The organism is Paenibacillus eucommiae (assembly GCF_017874215.1).
GTDB classification, from domain to species: domain Bacteria; phylum Bacillota; class Bacilli; order Paenibacillales; family NBRC-103111; genus Paenibacillus_AI; species Paenibacillus_AI eucommiae.
In genome coordinates, this window is sequence record NZ_JAGGLB010000002.1 from 310,905 (window position 1) to 328,574 (window position 17,670).

Below are 17,670 nucleotides of genomic sequence, written 5' to 3' on the forward strand. Positions count from 1 at the left end.
GCAACCAAATCCCTACACCTATGGATATGAACTTTAAAGACACCATTAAGATGTTCCGGCAGATGATAAAAGGGAATCCGCTTAGTAAACCAAAGGGCGGTATTACTGTAGAAAGCATGGACCCCAAATTCATTAAAGAAAACGAGGCAGATCAAATTACATGGTTTGGGCATTCGGCATTATTACTTAAAATAGCTGGGCTAACCTTGCTATTAGATCCTATGTTTGGGAAATCCCCATCGCCTTTCCCGGTTTTTGGTCCTAAGCGATATAGTACGAAGCTGCCCATAGAGATTGAGGAGTTGCCAGCAATTGATGCCGTGATTTTTTCCCATGATCACTATGACCACCTGGATTACGGCTCTATTCAAAAGCTGAAAGGAAAAGTCAAACAATTCATTGTTCCGCTGGGTGTCGCAGGACATCTGGTACGGTGGGGTGTAGATCCGCAAATCATTCAAGAGCATGATTGGTGGGACGAGTTTACATTTAGAGGACTCACCCTGGCTAGCACACCAGCAAGGCATTTCTCAGGTCGGGGACTTGGTGGCCGAGATACCTCTTTATGGTGTTCTTGGGTCATTATTAGCGATAAGACAAGGGTATTTTTTAGTGGGGATAGTGGATATGGCCCTCATTTCAAAGAAATTGGCAGTAAATATGGACCATTTGATCTAACTTTAATGGAATGCGGTCAATATAATGAACAATGGGCTGGCATCCATATGATGCCTGAGGAAACTTTGCAGGCACAGATGGACGTGCAAGGGAAGCTGATGATTCCTATTCACTGGGGGGCCTTCACATTAGCGGTACATAGCTGGACTGACCCCGTTGAACGAGCAATAAAGGCTGCCAAGCAGCTAGGTGCAGCTATAGCGACGCCCAGAATTGGAGAAACCGTCTATATTGGAGCTGAGGTATATCCAAATTCGACATGGTGGAAATAATGGTATAAAATCCCACAACAACATTCCCTGCCTCGGCACACCAAATAGAGGGTAATGCCAATTGGCTTCACCCTCTATTTGGTGTGTATTACTACCAGGATCGGCAGCCCCTCTAGTTCTTATCCTTTAAGGAAGCTGAAACACAATAACAGGAGTTGTTGCCGTATTCTCCGATTGCTGCATATAGATACCCGCGTAAGTCATGCGGAAGGTGTATGGGCCCGGCAGCAATTCCTTCGCGGCCTCGCCTCCGGCCGTAGTGCCGAACGTTCTCCAGCTCCCGGCATAGTACGTCACCGCACCGCCATCCACGGTAGTACCGAGGCTATCCTTCAACTGCACCTTGACGTTCACGGTGTTGAAGCCGACTACCGGATCATTCCCGGTGTCCTGCTCTTGTTGTGCATAGCCCCCTTCATACGTCATACCGAAGGCGTAAGTTCCTGGCAGCAATTCCTTGCTGGCTTCCCCGCCGACCGTCGTGCCGAAGGTTCTCCAGCCGCTGGCGTAGTACTTCACGACGCCGCCGTCGATCGCAGCTCCGTGGCTATCCTTCAACTGCACCTTGACCTTCACGGTGTTGAAGACGACTTCCGGATCATTCCCAGTGTCAGTGTCCTGCTCTTGTTGCGCATAGCCCCCTTCATACGTCATACCGAAGGCGTAAGTTCCTGGCAGCAATTCCTTGCTGGCTTCCCCGCCGACCGTCGTGCCGAAGGTTCTCCAGCCGCCGGCATAGTACTTCACGATACCGCCGTCGATCCCGGCTCCATGGCTATCCTTCAATTGTGTTCTGACCTTCACGGTGTTGAACTCGACGATCGGGTCATCCGAAGTATTCTTCACTTGCTTCTGATACGTACCTTCATAGCTCACCGCGAACGTATAAGTGCCTTTCGACAAAGATTTGCTTGCCGTCCCCGACGTGTCCGTTACGCCAAAGTCTTTCCAGCCGCCATCGTAGTAGGTAACAATACCGCCACTCAAGGCATTCCCGTTGCTATCCTTCAGCCGAACCCTTACGTTATCGTCGACCGTTATTCGGGTTGCCGCGGTGAGTCCGCCCGTTGCCGTCGTTGCCGTAATGACAGCTGCCCCGGCGGAGATGCCCGTGATGTGTCCGGTATCGTCTACGGTCGCCACGCTTTGATCATTCGTGCTCCACAGGACGGTCTGGTCCGCTCCCGTAGTTGGAAGGATCGTGGCGACTAGCGTCTCAGACTCTCCTGCGGGTAAGAAAACATCCGTCTCGTTCAGTTCGATCCCCGTTGGAGCGGCTGCTCCCGTCGACCGGCTCAATTGAATGGAATTGAAGTACACTTCGTTGGTTCCCGATTGCCAATCCAACGGGATATTGTAGATCAGCAGCCCATCTACGCCAGCCGGGATGGGTCTTCCCATTCCAGCGTGCTCGACCAATTTGACTCCATCCAACCATAAGGAAAGGGTCTGTTCGCCGTCAAAGGCAATTTCCCAATCGTGGAAGGTTGACGAGTCCGGCATGGTCAGCCGGTCTTGCATATTGCCGGAAATCCCCTGGAACATCACCCTGTTGTCGTCGTTGAAGGTGATGCTGAAATGCTTCTGATTCGCCGTGATCTTGAAGATGACTCCTCGGTTAATTGTATTCTGGGACGGGGTCATCAAGTCCACGAAGCGTGCGTTCAGCTTCAAGCTCCATGCTCCGGAACCTATTGTAAAGTTTTTGTTCATGGTCACATAGTTCGTTCCCGCATCCTGATCCCCATAGAATAAATACTGGCCTGCATCGACCGGTTTCATGCCGACTCCATTGGGATTCCCTTTGGATTGGACGGAATCCGTAATATACACGCCCGTCTTTGGCGTTGAACTTAAGCTCCAAGCTGCGCTTGTCAGATTAGTCGCCTGATCGTCCAAGAGCAGACTGTTGGGGGTACCCGTCGTCTTCACCAACCCGTTGACCCATGAAGTCGGGTAGGCCAGGTTGTACCACTTCTCCACCTTAACTTTATCGCCCAGCAGCCCTAATGCATTGGTTCCGGTAATGTTATTGAACAGGTAGATCCCGTCATAGCCCGCTTCATAGAACTGATGGGCACGCAGAAGATACTGCTCCTTCGTGACGCTAGTTCGGGATAAGTTGCTGGCCACCCCGCGTTTCAGCAGATCCTCCTCCTGTTTGGTCAAATCTATGCCTGCGAGATTGTAATTGATGCCGCCATACAACATCACGTCAGTTCCTCTCACCAGATCGGCAAATTCGCTGAGATTGTTCCAGAACTTCTCGCTGTTCACAGAGGAGGGAACCAGAATGTCGATCAAACCTTCCGCAATCCAAGTTTGAACATCGAACCCGCTCTTGAAGTAATCATGATCCGGTACGCGAACGGAAATGGTCGTACCCGGCAAGGCCAGACGCAGCTCCCGCAGAAATTCCGTCATGAAATCCGCCCGATATTTGACCCACCTCCCCATGCCTTGCAGGGTATTCTCCAGCTTCGGATCTATGCCGTACAACGCCGTATACCCGTTCGTAATTACGGGCTCCCAGCCCAATACATACGGATTGCGATTGAAATCCAGCTCGATCCCCTTCACACCTTGGAAGGACACAGCTTCCTGCAGCAAATCTTCGATAAAAGCACGAACCTCCGGATACCCGTAACTCATGTTATTGCCGAGCGGTGCTCCGTAATAGGTCACATAACGATAGGACTCGTATTGCGGATACAGGTTCCCATTCAGCCACGGGTACTGATTCGTTGGGTAGAGCGCGTTCACCCTTAACGATGCAAACGTATCGATCCCTATTTCTTGTGACCTTTGAGCGACAATCTGCAATGGATTTTTTCCGTCCGCCACGAATTGTAGCGTGACATCGCGTATTTTTTTGTCCACGTCCCGCATGAGCGCTTCCTGATCCGGCGTCATGCTTGCATACGGAGTGCCGGCGACGGCGCTGTCGTAAAAGGTGAGGAACGTCGTTCCAGTAGCGTAATAAATCTTGCCTACGTCCTGATTGGCGTAAATATCAACATCGTTCGCTTTCAGCGTGGCTTCATTCGTTACTCTCCCGGTGGCGAAATCAGTATTGGCATCGTTGTTGTAGATGACGCGTTTGCCACCCGCTCCTTCGTCCACTTTGGTTGCGATCGCGAGCTCGGCATCCGTTAAGCTTTTGAACTTAATGTAAGCAATTCTGGCCTGTTGGCCCGAAGCCGGAGCAAGCTGGACCGTGCCGCCGTCAAAATAGGCCGCCATGGCGAACGATTCAGAAACCGCCTTGTCGCCGTAGGCGTTGGCGGGATCGAATTTGGCGCCGTCGATCTTGATCGTCTGTGCGTACACGCCATCCGTCACCGTAAACCCTTGCGTACCGGAGATATACCCGACATAGACGCCAAACCATCCATGAAGGCTCATCGGCACCTGCAAAGGCGATGATTCGCTTTGACTCTCCAGGAAGACGCCCCCTTCCTGGGAACCGTCATACTGGTAATGGGATTGTTTCCATCCCGCATCGAGTGGGGTGTCCCCAAAGGCATTTGTCATCTCGTACATTTGCGTAAACAAGAACACGTCGTCATCGAGTGCATATATGGATTGATCCGCGTATACCAAGCTGACGGTGGACCGTACCTCTACGTTCTGGGTGAGGGTACTAATTTCGTAATTGCCCCTCATCAGCTTCATAACCAATTGCATGCGTCCCGATTGACCTCGCGGATCGAGCTGAACCGGTATATTGGAGCCTGTAACGACCTTGTTGGACGTCGCGAGGATCGCGTTCTCCCGATACAAGGCAGTTTGCAATGTAACGCTCTGATCTGCCAGCCATAATGGATCGAGATCGACGGTCGAGACAACGGCATCCACCAAGAGGGAGTCTGAGTTCGGCAATACGGTAACGCCGGCGAGATATGGTTTATACCAGAGAGAATGATTTCCAGCTACCATCCTAACCTGGTCCAGATAGACCTCGGTGGAGCCCCCTGCCGTTCCGACGGAATCCTGAATGATACTGATCCGATCCGGTTCTGATACTACAAGCCCGGTTTGCTCGAATACCCCGAGCTTGACCCCGTCCAGACCTACGAAAACGCGGCCTGTTTCGTCGCGGCCGAACTTCCAATTATGGAAGTTCGCATCGGCCGGCAATGCGATTGTCCGTTCTTCATATGTGTCGAGCGCGTTCTTCAACACATACAGCCGATTCTTATCGTTCAAAGTGAATTTATATTTCTTGTGATCGGCTACAATTTCAAAGCTTAATCCCTTGGTAGCACTGCTGCCGGAAGGTGTGATCAGACTCGCGATTCTAGCATCAAATTCCAATGTCCAGGATGAATCTCTTACCTCCAGGGGCTGATAAACAATCGTCGTCACCGTGGCTTGATTGTCGCCATAGATTAGGTATCTGCCTTCGTCCGCGGCCTTCATGCCTGCCAGTGTGCCATTGGACTTGGCATGGTCGGTTACATAGGTGCCTGCCATCGGTGCGTCCGCGTGCCAGCCGCCGGCAGCGAGCATGGAAGCGTCATCTCGAACAATCACATTGTTCGCGGTTTTCATAAGCTTAATATGATCCAGGTAGAATTCGTTCGTTCCTGACTTTAGCTCTAGCGGGAAATTCGTAATGGTGATCCCGTCTACCTTGGTTGAGGCTAATCCGAGCCCTTCATATTCGGCTAGCTTGACGTGATCCCGCCGCAGAGTTAGTGTCCCTAACCCATCGAACGCGATCTCCCATTTGTGCAAGCTATTATCCGTTAGACCGGCCACCTGTTTCGTATAATACGTGCCTCCCGCGTCCTTTTGCAAAACGATCTTGTCTTGCTCGTTAAAGGTCACCCGGTATAGTTTCTTATTCGCCACGATATCGAAGTTGATGCCCATCTGGGCTTGGGTATCGAGCGGGGTGATCAAATCCGCGATCTTGGCGTCGAACTCCAAATTCCAAGCGCCGGGCCCGATGGGCACGTTTTTGGTAATGGAGGAGTACGTGCGATTGTCGTTAGCGATTTTATCACCATAGAACAAATACTGACCAGGCGGCACCGGCTTGAGGGGCACCTGATTCGGATTGCCCGAGGAAACGCTGGAATCGATCGTGTAGGCATTGGGGACGGGAACCGCGACAGGGCCCGTGGTCCACCCCGCCGTTTGCAAATTCGAGGCGTCATCCTCGAACAGCACCCCGACTTCCGTCTGCACTTGCACGTTCGCGTGGGCTTGATAGCCACCGTCATACGTAGCTGCCGTTACCGTAACATCGCCAACAGTGACGGCCGTAACGGTGCCGTCCGGCCCAACCGCAGCAATGCCCGGATTGCTGCTGCTCCACAGTACCGTTTTATCCGTGGCCAGTGCCGGTAGAACCGTCGCTACCAATTTCTCACTCCCACCAACGGTAATGGCGGTTTTGAATTTATTCAACATGATCCCGCTTGCAGGCAGCGGCTTTACCGCAAGGATAGTGTTTGCCGTGAACCCGCCGTCCGCCGTTGTTGCCGTCACAGTCACAAGTCCAGGCGAAACGCCGGTCACGATCCCTTGAGCATCCACCGTTGCCACCCCAGGATTGCCGCTCGACCATTGCACCTGTTTGTTGCTTGCATTACTCGGATAGACATTCGCCGTTACTGTTAGATGATCCCCCACTACAAGCTCGGCTTCCGTCGGGTTCACCGTAATGCCTGAAACGGCTGCAGTGCCTTGGACAACTGTTATGGCGGTTTGAGCCGTAAACCCGCTATCGGCCGTAGTCGCTTTAATTGTAGCGCTGCCCAGGGCAAGGGCGGTTACAACCCCGCTGTTGTCCACCGTGGCCACACTTGTGTCCGCGCTGGACCATACCACGTTCTCGCCTGCGTTGGTTGGCGTGACGGTCGGGATCAAGGCTGCATTCGAGCCTATTGTCATCTCCAGGCTGTTGGGCTCAATCGCAATGCCGGTTGCCGGACGGTATAGCTTCATGTAGTCCAGATACACTTCGTTCGTGCCGGATTGCCAATCCAGGGGAATGTTGTACAGGATCATGCCGTCCGTAGTGCCCGGCAGCGACCTGCCCATTCCGGCATGCTCGGCCACCTTGACGCCATCCAGCCAAAGCGATATCGTCTGAACGCCGTCAAAGTTGATGCTCCAATCATGGATGGAGTTATCGGTCGGCATGTTTAGTGTATATTGGTAAGTCCCCGCCGTTCCTAGGAACAATACTTTGTTCTGGTCGTTGAAGGTCAGGCTGTATTGCTTCTCGTTCGCGTTCACCCTGAATATGACGCCGCGGTTGACCTGGTTTTGGAAAGGCGTCATAAGATCGGCGAATCGCGCGCCGAATTTCAATTTCCATGCTCCGGCTCCAATGGAAAAGTTTTTGGCCATCGTTACATAATTGGTACCGGCCGCTTGATCACCGTACAGCAAATATTGTCCAGCCGATACCGGCTTCATCGCGATTCCGTTGGGGTTTCCTTTGGAATTGCTAGAGTCGGTTGTATAGATGCCATTCTTAGGCGGAGCGCTCATAACCCATCCGGCTGTCGTTAAGCTGTTCATGTTGTCTTCGAAGAAAACGCCGTTCGTTTCGCCATAAGCACTACCGGTTTGAAAAAACGGAATCATATTAACGATCATGATCACGGCTAAATACTTGCTGATTCGACTAAACCATTGCTTGATCATCACTAACACCTCCTAATGGAACTGTGGACGGTCTTCCCTTACAACCCTTGATTACGAATCATCACTGCGTGTTCATCCGCTTCAACGGCAGCTCGGCATGCGAACAGCAGGTCCTTATGCGTGATTTCATGAGGAAGCCCTTCTATTCTGCGAATAAAGTCGTCCGCGAGGGAATAAGGGACCTGCTGTAGGGGGATCTTGGCAAAGGGCTGATCATGCATGACGGTGAACAACAATTCCTCTTGGCCGACGGACGGATCCCCGGTTAAGCGTATTTCTGCACTGCCCCGCGTTCCCGTGACGAATATGCGAAGATCCCCAAAGCTCCAGCATTTCTCCGGTGTGTGCCAGTCAGCGTGCAGTTGGGCTACAGTGCCGCCCGTCATGGTTAATTGCACGACAGCTGTATCGTAAAAATCCGGATATTGCGGCAAAATCGACTTGACTAATACAGCCGATGCAGTAGCGATTTCCTGTCCGGTCAACCAACCAAGGATGTCGAAATCGTGGATGAGCAGATCCATAATAATTCCGCCGTTTTGCCGTTTGGAGAAATGCCAGGCTGGGCGGCTGGCCGGCACCAGCTTATGCGGCTTGCGCATCGTAATGGAGACGATATTCCCCAGCTCCTCCGCATCAATCATTCCCTTCAACGTATAGATCGAGCGCTGCTTCCTAGAAGAAAGCAGCAGCCCGACTTGAATCCGTCCCCGGTCTATGACCGCTTCCAACCGATTCAATCCGTCGCGGCAGGTAACGATTGGTTTGTCGAGCATGACATGCTTGCCGTATTCGCAGCAGGCTTCTACGATTCCGATTTTCTCGTCATTGATGGCGGAAGTACCGATGATCGTTGCCGGTGAATTCCAAATTTCACTTGCGTCCCGCAGCAGCGGAATGTTGTATCGTTCGGCCATCGCCGCTGCCAGGACCGACGGATCATTATCGTAAATCCCGATACAACGATGTCCGGACTTGAACATCTCCTCGATAAACATCGAGATATGGTTATGCTGGCATCCTATGATGGCAAAAGTATGCATCTTTGACCCTCCTCCTAAGCGAAATGAATTTCTTGCTTCGATCTTGACGATTCATATGTGCCCCAGATGAACGCGAGCCCGGACCTCACATCTTCTCCGGAAATGATCGGTTCCCTGTTGTCCCTGATGGCGTGCACCATATCTAAAGGAAAGCCGACGAATATGGACAAATGCCCAGCACCAACGTATTTCGAATGATTTCTAACGACTGCGGGTTGTCGAATACCATGCGAAAATGCTTCACATGACGAACAAAGGAATGTTCTTGCGCAATCTTACTCCCACTTCTTGATTCTCCTCTCTGCGATGCGAATGTTATCGTTTACATTTCAAACAATACGGACAACAGAGCCTCCGCTCAATAGATATAATTCTTACGGATAGACCATATTCCGTTGGAAACGTCAAAAATCCGCTTCCTGTCGAAGCGGATCACGGTTTTTGCGTTATTTCAGGCATCTCGTACAGGCTCAAAATAGATCAAAATCTCGGATAGACGATTCTCATCCGCCACTATCTTTAATGGACTTTTTGGCCATATTTCTTTATTAAATTTTTCAATTTCTCTTCTCGTGTTAATTATAATAAAACTACCCAATCAAATCCCATTTTCTATCCCTCCCGCTGAATTTAAGGAAGGATTTTCCTCTTTTATGTCGAATTTTGTTTTTGGAGGTGTATTTTATGGTAGTCAACATGATGAATGGTATCAAAAGCGGTGCCGAACCAGAGTCTGCATGGCCTTGGATTATTGCATTTTTTATACTAGGTGCTATAATTTTATTCATTTCTTGGATTTTTGATAATTTGAATGCACTCAGCGATAACGGTGAAAAGAGTTTACCTTTGTACAAGCCGGGATTCATCCTATCGACGGATGCCCAATTCAAAGAAGCCATAAATAACCGCTCAAATGTGATCGTATACCAGTCAGGCGAGATCCTCGACTATGGTGGACCAATCGAATCACAAACTGAAATTGCCGTGACCATAGCCGGTAACCACTACCTTAAAACCATCTGCGAGTTTAGGATTCGCTACTGGTAGTACGATATCGTTGGAAAGGTATAAGGCCTGTTCGCGAACTGCAAACGGCCTTCTTGATAGTCTATTTCGTCTAGCAGATCTATGAGCTGCCTGCAGATGCCGATTCTTTTGAATCAAGCTGCAGTGTCAAGCCTCTCCTTCATTTTATTCACATCCTGCGTGAAAAAGGATTCACTCCAAACACTCATGCTATCCCTCCACTCATTTAATTCCCTGCTCCACAGCTGCAAATCCTTCGTGTATAAATGATTCGATTTTTGTCTTGTCCATAGCCAATTCCCTCCTATCTTCCAGAACAAATCGGAACTTAGGTTCCTTTCCCCACAAAGAGGGTCCAAAAGAAGTAGTTATATTAATAAAATGAAAGGGGAATATTTATGAAAATGAAACAAATTAATTTAGCTAATAGAAAAGAATATATCGAGCAGCTCAAAAAGGAAATTGAGCATCAAGAACATGTAATTAAAATGATTGAATCTTACGAGCCCACTAACTTAGATCAAGAGATTATTCTTGAATACGCAATACAAGGCGCTGTCAAAGCGGTAACCGATAAATTGAATAGTGATGGTCATAGGTTCGAAGGTCGGAAATATCTTACTAATGATATCTCGGATGTAATTAGGAAAAAACCAGTAGGCGAGCTTCATGAAATCACTAAAAAAGCCTTTGAACACAACAGCAAAGGTTTTCGTTACTAATTCCAGCAGTCCTGACAACGAATTAGCGATCAGTTATATCAAAGTGAACTACAGATTGAACATCAAAGAAACCTTACAACAGTATGGCTTCAGGGGTTCTATCAGGCAGGCTATGAACACCTAAATGAACATCCAATAACAGGATAAATAAAGAAACTGTAGCAGTGAAAAAAAACTTTTGTACAACAAAAAAAGCCATATGTATCAAGGCTTTCCCGATCTTACATATAATGCGGCCAAGAGGACTCGAACCTCCACGGCTGTTACACCACTAGAACCTGAATCTTGCTCGGCAAAGGGAACCGAGCGGAAATCATGTCCTTTTAGCGGAACCAAAAAACCGAAAAAAGCCTATAAAATCAAGGGGTTTCGGCGTTTCACGCCCCCTTTCCCTAGTGCCGCAAGGCGTCACGGGAATTCATCAAAAAATGAGCAAAATTGGACGTTTGAGAGAACTCGGAGAGAACGACACTCGAATCAGCCCTGCTCCACTACCATCGACAAATTTTAACTGAGCAAACAACTTGTAATCGTTCTATCAAGTCAACCCTGCGACATGACGTGGCAATTCGCTGATTCGTCCCTTGAAATCAGGAGCACTACACGAATCATCGACAACCGCCGAAAGCTTTGTCCTGACTTACCCCGCGGCGGTTTGTTCATCTGCAGACTGGCGAAGCCGAGACTTCATACGTTTTGAGTAGTTGATGAAAAAACCGCTCACGTTCGTAGCGGCAGCTAAGTCACCGACTAAGTACGTGTGAGTGATCAGTTCTTCCAAACATCCTAAAATCCATATAGTTTACGATTATCTTGGGATAAAATAAAATATTACTTTTCACTTTCTGACCCAAACTTTCGAAATGCTTTATTGGGGACTTTGATTAAATTGTATTTATCTTCTGACAATTTACTTATCGCTTGGCGTGTATCGCTGTCTTTCACTGTAATTCCAACAATGACCTGGCTCTTATTTAGTTTGATAATACTATTGAAAAATTGCTCCATATCATTAATAACGATGCTATGCTGTGCAGGCTCATCAAAGATTAATACGCCTGGGTGATTTCCAGCTTTTTCATTAGATGTTTGGAGCAACTCTAATATAAACCTCCAGATTGCTCGTATATTATCACTGGTAGATATGATTCCAAAGAGATGTCTACCTGATTTAAGTTAAGAACACTCTTATAACCAAACTGCCTTAGATTAGTTATAAAACTGTTGCGTAGCGTCTTGATCTTTTCTTCATCCAATTCTGTGAATTTTTTGTTTGGCAATCCGGATTTTTCCGTTAGATATTGTTTCCATTCATCCGATAATTCTTTAAGTTTAATTTTCTTATCTACCAAATAATCAAAACAGAACAATCCTTCACAATGGAACTTGTATGTTGACTTCCTCTCCGCAATGTCCGAAATGGCAATAATTTATACTATCGGACCTTCTACATCGGACTTTGTTTTGAGTTATACCCCTGTCATGCTCTTTTGTCCCCCTTCACGATGTTGTCCATTTGATCGATCAATGCTTGTAAGAATTTCAATGATGCCTGCAGTTCCGATTCCGAAAATGAATCCAATACACTGATAAACCTGTGTTCTATGGCTTCATGCATCATGTCGTGCACTTCGAAGACCTGCCTTCCTTTTGACGAAAGGCTGAAATACACTTCTTTCTTATTGTCGTTCATCTGGCTTCGCTTAATGCAGCCTTCTTTAAGTAGCTTGGTGCTGATTTTCGTAATATTCGCCTTGGACATATTCAATTTTTCCGCAATAGCCGTGTTGTTAATTGGTTCGTTTTTGCCGATGCAATCAATGACATGAATGCTTGTCATATTGGTCGGAACTGTGGTGATACCCAGTTCCAGTGCGAGATCTGCAAACTCATCAATCTGAGTTGTCATCGTTTGTTCGAATAAGTGCAAGTAGTGGTTAAGGCGGCTGTGCAACAATCGCTTGAGTCCCTCGGATGGGTTCATTATGAGAGGCCCCCCTTTTTTTTACTAAATTGTTTTTTATACTATCTTCTATTGTAGCCAACTCACGTTCAAAGTCGATGGCGTTGTGAGCGACGTCTCTAGGATATCAGAATAAAAGGCCAAGTCGAGAACTGCTGCAACTTTCTCCTTGTCGGGTATACCAAGTCTACGGCAATACTCTTGGACATACATCCACTCATGGAATGTAACGTTTACTCCTAGTCGTCTTTCCCATGCGAGCAGCTTGAAATTTTGAATGAGGCAAAACACTGCAGCCAAATCCTCGTTTTGTCTGTTCGTACTGTTGTCACTTTTAAGCGTAACCACTAGTTGTGCGGGCACCTTTTTATCAAACCAATCCGGCTTCCCGCTGTAGGGGATATAAATAAATCGCCAAGGCTCTCTTAGTTTATGGTTCGGTGCCCAAACGGCATGATTTAACAATTCGAGCACGAGTTCTTTAGGAACTGGACGCATTTCAAACGCATGATTATTGTGCCGCGGGATCGTCATGTCCGTCAGCTTCATCGGATAAGATCCCCTCCTGTCTTTGGATGATTGCTTATCTTCTCCACTCATTTTGTAGCGAATTCAGTCAAAAAGTATTCGGCAGAAGTCCGTTCACTCCCTTTTGGAGCTTTATCAAAATATCCGATTTGCAGCAGACCGACAAACCGTTCATCCTCTTGCAGTCCGATTTGATTATAGAACACGTCATTCTGAATAATAGGCTCCGACGTAATCCAAACCATCCCAAGCCGTTGCTCCCATGCAAGCAGTTGAAAGCTCTGCAGAATACGACATAAGGTTCCATAGGCTTCATCGTGTTTGACGGGGTCAAGATCCGTCTTGACAATGGTAATGAGGTTAGCCGGCACCTTTATTATCCATTTACGAAGGCGATTAATCACCGTTCCCAAGGCAATCTTCGCCAGACTGTTCCCCAGTATCTTTGCGCTAATACAGTCGGCAAGACGTTCTCGCTCTTCGAATGTGCCCGCATATAAATATCGCCACCTGACATCGCCATTATAAGCGCACAACTGATCCGCCTTTTGCAGCAGATTCATAACTACCTCCTGTGAAACGGGTTCGTCGTTAAATTTCCGAATGCTTCTCCGTTCCCTGATCAACGTCCTCAAACTCATTGTTCTCCTCCTCGTGAAGTATTTCCTAGACCCGACGTCAACACGCCTGTATACATCCATTTATTATTCACTTGGAAATAATATATCACATTCATCTTAAATAATCAATTTCTAAACACACATTCAAAATTCGACCGAAAATCATTATTAATGTATCGTTTTTCGGCATCCTTTTCGATTGACACCTCACTTCAACATGATAATGAATCTCAAAAATCAATTGACAGAGTTACGCATTACAATATATAGTTTACTCGAAAACAAAAATAACGAAGGAAGTAGGAATCACATATGGCCAGTTCACAAAACTTCAAGCTAGAGCAGCAATCAGAGGCTTTCACCATCAGGAGCATTCTTCCTCAGCTGCTTGCCCTTGTCTTCGGGGCGTTCATGGTTCTTCTCGACAGTACAGTCATTAATGTCGCTATTCCAAAGCTGGTTGATTATTTTGACACCAATCTGAAAATGATCCAGTGGACAGTCACCGGTTACACGCTGGCTTTGTCCGCAGTCATTCCAATGGCTGGCTGGCTGAGCGACCGTTTCGGTTTCAAACGAATTTTTGCCACAACGGTCGCTTTGTTTACGATCGGTTCGGTGCTTTGTTCTCTAGCTCAAACAACGGAGCAGCTCATTTTGTTTCGTGTCATACAAGGGCTTGGAGGCGGAATGGTTATGCCGCTCGTTATGTCAATGGGATTCAAGCTTGCACCCGCAAACAAGAGAGGAACGGTTATGGCCATGATCGGCATCCCTTTATTGATGGGCCCAGCACTTGGTCCTGTCGTTTCGGGCTGGTTGATCGAATATGCAAGCTGGCACTGGATTTTTCTAATCAACTTACCGATCGGAATACTTGCCATCTTTTTCAGCTTGAGATTTTTGCCAGCTTCCGAACGGGGTGAGCCACCGCATTTCGACTATCTCGGAATTATTCTCGCACCCGTTGCTTTTTCAATGCTTGTATACGGTGTAAGTGAAGGAGGAACGAGTTGGACTTCTACCGGAGCACTTGTCGGACTTGGCGTCGGTGGCACAGCTCTCATTCTGTTTATAATCGTGGAGTTGATGCAAAAGCAGCCGTTGCTGGAGCTTCGTGCATTTCGCTCATCCGACTTCACGCGGGGCATTTTGCTCAATTGGATTTTCTTCGTCGTTAACTACGGAGCGATCATTATGCTTCCGTTGTATTTACAAAGCGTCAAGGGTCTCTCACCGCTTCATACGGGACTACTTCAAATGCCAATGGCGCTTATCACTGGAATTGCGATGCCGATCGCCGGCAAGCTGTTCGACAAGATCGGAGCGCGGCCACTAGCCATGGCCGGGATGACGTTTTATGCTGCAGGGCTATTCATACTCTCTGGAATTCATTCGGATTCGAGCTTGGGGCTTTTATATGCACCGCTTATCCTGATGGGTCTCGGCGCCGGTTTTACGCTAATGCCGCTTAATACGCATGTGCTCAACTCAGCTCCTCCACATCTGATGAATCGGGTCACTCCACTCGCTTCCTCGGCCCAACAGATCGTCATTTCGTTTGCAGTTACAAGCTTGGTTGGTTATATGACCTCACAAACAACGGATCATATGCTGAAACTTGGTCAAGCAGGGCACGCAAATCTTTTGACGGCGATGGCTGATGCCTTCGGTGACACGTTTTTCCTGATCGCATGGTTTGCGGTTACTGGAGTCTTGCTAAGTTTGATTCTCCGTAAGCCTAAGAAAAGCCATGGCACCGGAGAAAGAGCATCTGAATCTCCCACGATGATAGGCCACTGAAATCATCTTTTCACTTTCGTCCGGTATAGCCATCCTTTTCAGTTGTCACAATCTTAATTATCTTACTCTTCGGCGAGTCATCTTTAGGAAGAATTACAGATACATCATCAGAACGAAGCTTCTCGTATATATTTGCTTTGTACATTGTAATGTGTGATTTTTACTTATCTTCATGCCATGTTCCAAAATCACTATCGATGGATAATAATATCTCACGAAATATTTCATTTCTAATCTATAAAATGTTCCCGTTACTCTTGTCTGTCCAAGCTAAAATGTTTGGGTTCTCGATTTTCTCTTCAAAATGAGGTAATGGCCTCGGTAACAAATCAAACAACATTTCAAGAAAGACCATGTGTTCATCTTTTTGCGGCCTGACGGAGCGCCGCTCAAATCGGAATACTTGAATCACCGTTTCAAGAAGATTCTCAGCGACAATAATCTTCCTCCAATACGCTTTCACGATCTGAGACATTCTGCGGGTAGCTATCTCCTCAAGCATGGGATGAGTCTTCGTGAAATTCAGGGTTGGCTAGGACACGCAGATATAGGTACGACTGCAAATATCTATACTCATATCGATACTGAGATGAAAAACAACACCGCTCAGAAAATAAGCGATATCTTCTCCAAAAATAAAGAACACGACTCATACAGGAATAAAAGTGAGGACGAGAACAATTGAACAAGAATCTATGGGCATTGCTGGAGGACAACGAGACGGATAGAATGCTCGTAGTAGTAATCGTCCAAAGGCATGTAAAGCTTGTAGCCGAATACAACCATAGGACGACTTGTCTTGAGCGCAGAGAGGCGATACAAGCGGAAATAGCGCTACTGAGGGAAGAGTTTAAGCAAATCATTGAACGAGGAGAAAACAACGAGCGAAATACACATATTCAACCGCATGAGAACATCGGGAATCTCGATTCCATTGTTCCGACCCATACAACGAACAATCAAACTCAGACAAAAAGAAAAGAAGCCTTGCTCAGCAAGGCTTCTTGGGTTTAAAACGATAATGCGGCCAAGAGGACTCGAACCTCCACGGCTGTTACACCACTAGAACCTGAATCTAGCGCGTCTGCCAATTCCGCCATGGCCGCAAATGAAGTCAAGTGCTGCAATGTTTTGCTACCTGTAATAGTCGATAACCTGTATGTTTATACCCCATTATGGAGTCAAAAGGCTGACGATTCATTACCGTTCAAGACATGTACAACTCTTAACTGCGAGATTTATAATACCATGCAAAAGGGAATGAAGTCAAGCAATTGGCCAAATATTTTTTTAACAAATCAAATCAAAAAAAATGCACTACGCATTTCCAATAAAAAACCGTCTCTACTCTATGAACTGCAGCAAGTAAATAACCATAGTTACTGTAAAAATACTAAAAATAGTAGAAGCAAGAATCGCTTGGGAAGCAAATTCGGGCTCATTGTCAAATTCCACAGCCAGCAGCACACTATTGAGTGAGGTTGGAACCGCCGAGGATAGGATAAGAGCCTTGGCCATCAGGCCATCTATACCCAGCATCAAAACGACCAGAAAACCAATTATAGGGCCAATGAGAAGCCTCAGAAAGTTAGAAATCAGTACATCCGGGAATTTAATTTTCCATTTCATCCCTCCAAGCTGCACACCAAGTGTTATCAATGCAGTAGCAATAAACGCATCCGTGACGTAATCAAGGGAAATATAAATGGGCTGCGGTATCGGGATTGCAAATCCCCTAAGTAAAAAAGCAAGCGGAATGGCATAGATCGTAGGCATGGAAAAAATCGTTCGAAGTGTCGATCTAAGACTCCCCTTATGAGCATTGACGCTATAAATCCCATAGGTGTTCGGCAGCAGACTTTGCATCATCATAATAATAATCTGAATGGACATCGTAAATGCATCCCCAACAAAAACGAGCTGGTTCAACGGAATCGCATAATTGGCGCTGTTATAGAAAATTACGCTGTTCCGCATAGCACTCCTCATTCCAGCCTTATACCGCCGAATCCGCATTGTTATTTCAATAACGACGACAAGCAGCGCCATAGACACAAAGAAATAAAGCAGTACCTGCATCAGCACAGACCCTGAAATTATGGATTCATACAGCATTTTAAATACAAGCGCCGGAGAAAATATATAAAAATTTAATTTGGATAAGGTTTTGATATCTAAATCGAAGGCCCTTCTCAACACTGCCCCTATCAGAATCATCGTACAAAGCGGAATTACATTGGAATAGAGAATGTGAAAAAAATAACTCATCTTGCGCCACCCTAGCGTTCATTTTTTTGTGTTGACATTGTTGAGATAGGTATCAGACTCTTGCTTCTTCACATTGAAAGG

14 protein-coding genes and 1 tRNA gene are annotated in these 17,670 nt (G+C 47.1%); 6 read left to right on the forward strand and 9 right to left on the reverse strand.

Translation table 11 applies throughout. The features are described from left to right. Positions 1-20 precede the first annotated feature (20 nt). Positions 21-950 (forward strand): MBL fold metallo-hydrolase, encoded by a 930-nt coding sequence (locus J2Z66_RS03780; RefSeq protein ID WP_376774359.1) that lies wholly within the window; start codon positions 21-23, stop codon positions 948-950. Positions 951-1,076: 126 nt separating this feature from the next. On the opposite strand, the gene J2Z66_RS03785 is transcribed toward J2Z66_RS03780, so the two are convergent. Beyond that, positions 1,077-7,616, reverse strand: a complete 6,540-nt coding sequence (locus J2Z66_RS03785) for an Ig-like domain-containing protein (RefSeq protein ID WP_209970023.1) — start codon at positions 7,614-7,616, stop codon at positions 1,077-1,079. 38 nt (positions 7,617-7,654) lie between these two features. Further along, positions 7,655-8,659 (reverse strand): Gfo/Idh/MocA family protein, encoded by a 1,005-nt coding sequence (locus J2Z66_RS03790; protein ID WP_209970024.1) that lies wholly within the window; start codon positions 8,657-8,659, stop codon positions 7,655-7,657. Positions 8,660-9,343: 684 nt separating this feature from the next. Here J2Z66_RS03790 and J2Z66_RS03795 point away from each other — a divergent pair. Together J2Z66_RS03795 and J2Z66_RS03800 are read left to right on the forward strand one after the other, a co-directional pair. Continuing rightward, on the forward strand, positions 9,344-9,706 hold the full coding sequence (locus tag J2Z66_RS03795) for a hypothetical protein (RefSeq protein ID WP_209970025.1): 363 nt from the start codon (positions 9,344-9,346) through the stop codon (positions 9,704-9,706). Positions 9,707-10,083: 377 nt separating this feature from the next. Then, a complete protein-coding gene (locus J2Z66_RS03800) occupies positions 10,084-10,407 on the forward strand; it encodes a hypothetical protein (RefSeq protein WP_209970026.1) in 324 nt (107 codons plus the stop codon). A gap of 831 nt (positions 10,408-11,238) precedes the next feature. On the opposite strand, the gene J2Z66_RS03805 is transcribed toward J2Z66_RS03800, so the two are convergent. From J2Z66_RS03805 to J2Z66_RS03820, 4 genes are all read right to left on the reverse strand, one after another. Further along, a complete protein-coding gene (locus tag J2Z66_RS03805) occupies positions 11,239-11,505 on the reverse strand; it encodes a hypothetical protein (protein ID WP_209970027.1) in 267 nt (88 codons plus the stop codon). Between the two features lie 382 nt (positions 11,506-11,887). Further along, positions 11,888-12,391, reverse strand: coding sequence for a MarR family transcriptional regulator (locus tag J2Z66_RS03810; protein ID WP_209970028.1), 504 nt, complete (start codon positions 12,389-12,391; stop codon positions 11,888-11,890). A 48-nt stretch (positions 12,392-12,439) separates the two neighbouring features. After that, complete coding sequence (locus tag J2Z66_RS03815; RefSeq protein ID WP_209970029.1) at positions 12,440-12,919, reverse strand: nitroreductase family protein; 480 nt, start codon at positions 12,917-12,919, stop codon at positions 12,440-12,442. A gap of 47 nt (positions 12,920-12,966) precedes the next feature. Then, positions 12,967-13,539: a nitroreductase family protein gene (locus tag J2Z66_RS03820; RefSeq protein WP_209970030.1), complete on the reverse strand. Its 573-nt coding sequence runs from the start codon at positions 13,537-13,539 to the stop codon at positions 12,967-12,969. A 291-nt stretch (positions 13,540-13,830) separates the two neighbouring features. On the opposite strand from J2Z66_RS03820, the gene J2Z66_RS03825 reads away from it, so the two are divergent. Then, positions 13,831-15,321: an MDR family MFS transporter gene (locus J2Z66_RS03825; protein ID WP_209970031.1), complete on the forward strand. Its 1,491-nt coding sequence runs from the start codon at positions 13,831-13,833 to the stop codon at positions 15,319-15,321. 235 nt (positions 15,322-15,556) lie between these two features. Here J2Z66_RS03825 and J2Z66_RS03830 read toward each other — a convergent pair whose 3' ends face one another. After that, complete coding sequence (locus J2Z66_RS03830; RefSeq protein WP_209970340.1) at positions 15,557-15,796, reverse strand: hypothetical protein; 240 nt, start codon at positions 15,794-15,796, stop codon at positions 15,557-15,559. On the opposite strand from J2Z66_RS03830, the gene J2Z66_RS43980 reads away from it, so the two are divergent. Next, positions 15,689-16,006, forward strand: a complete 318-nt coding sequence (locus J2Z66_RS43980) for a tyrosine-type recombinase/integrase (RefSeq protein ID WP_376774360.1) — start codon at positions 15,689-15,691, stop codon at positions 16,004-16,006. The two genes, J2Z66_RS03830 and J2Z66_RS43980, sit on opposite strands and share 108 nt — an antisense overlap. Beyond that, positions 16,003-16,335 (forward strand): hypothetical protein, encoded by a 333-nt coding sequence (locus J2Z66_RS03840; protein ID WP_209970033.1) that lies wholly within the window; start codon positions 16,003-16,005, stop codon positions 16,333-16,335. The genes J2Z66_RS43980 and J2Z66_RS03840 overlap by 4 nt, the downstream gene beginning before the upstream one ends. A gap of 8 nt (positions 16,336-16,343) precedes the next feature. On the opposite strand, the gene J2Z66_RS03845 is transcribed toward J2Z66_RS03840, so the two are convergent. Together J2Z66_RS03845 and J2Z66_RS03850 are read right to left on the reverse strand one after the other, a co-directional pair. Continuing rightward, a tRNA-Leu gene (locus J2Z66_RS03845) sits at positions 16,344-16,427 on the reverse strand. A gap of 238 nt (positions 16,428-16,665) precedes the next feature. Then, entirely contained in the window at positions 16,666-17,589 is a 924-nt protein-coding gene (locus tag J2Z66_RS03850) for an AEC family transporter (RefSeq protein ID WP_209970034.1), read from the reverse strand. Positions 17,590-17,670 lie beyond the last annotated feature (81 nt).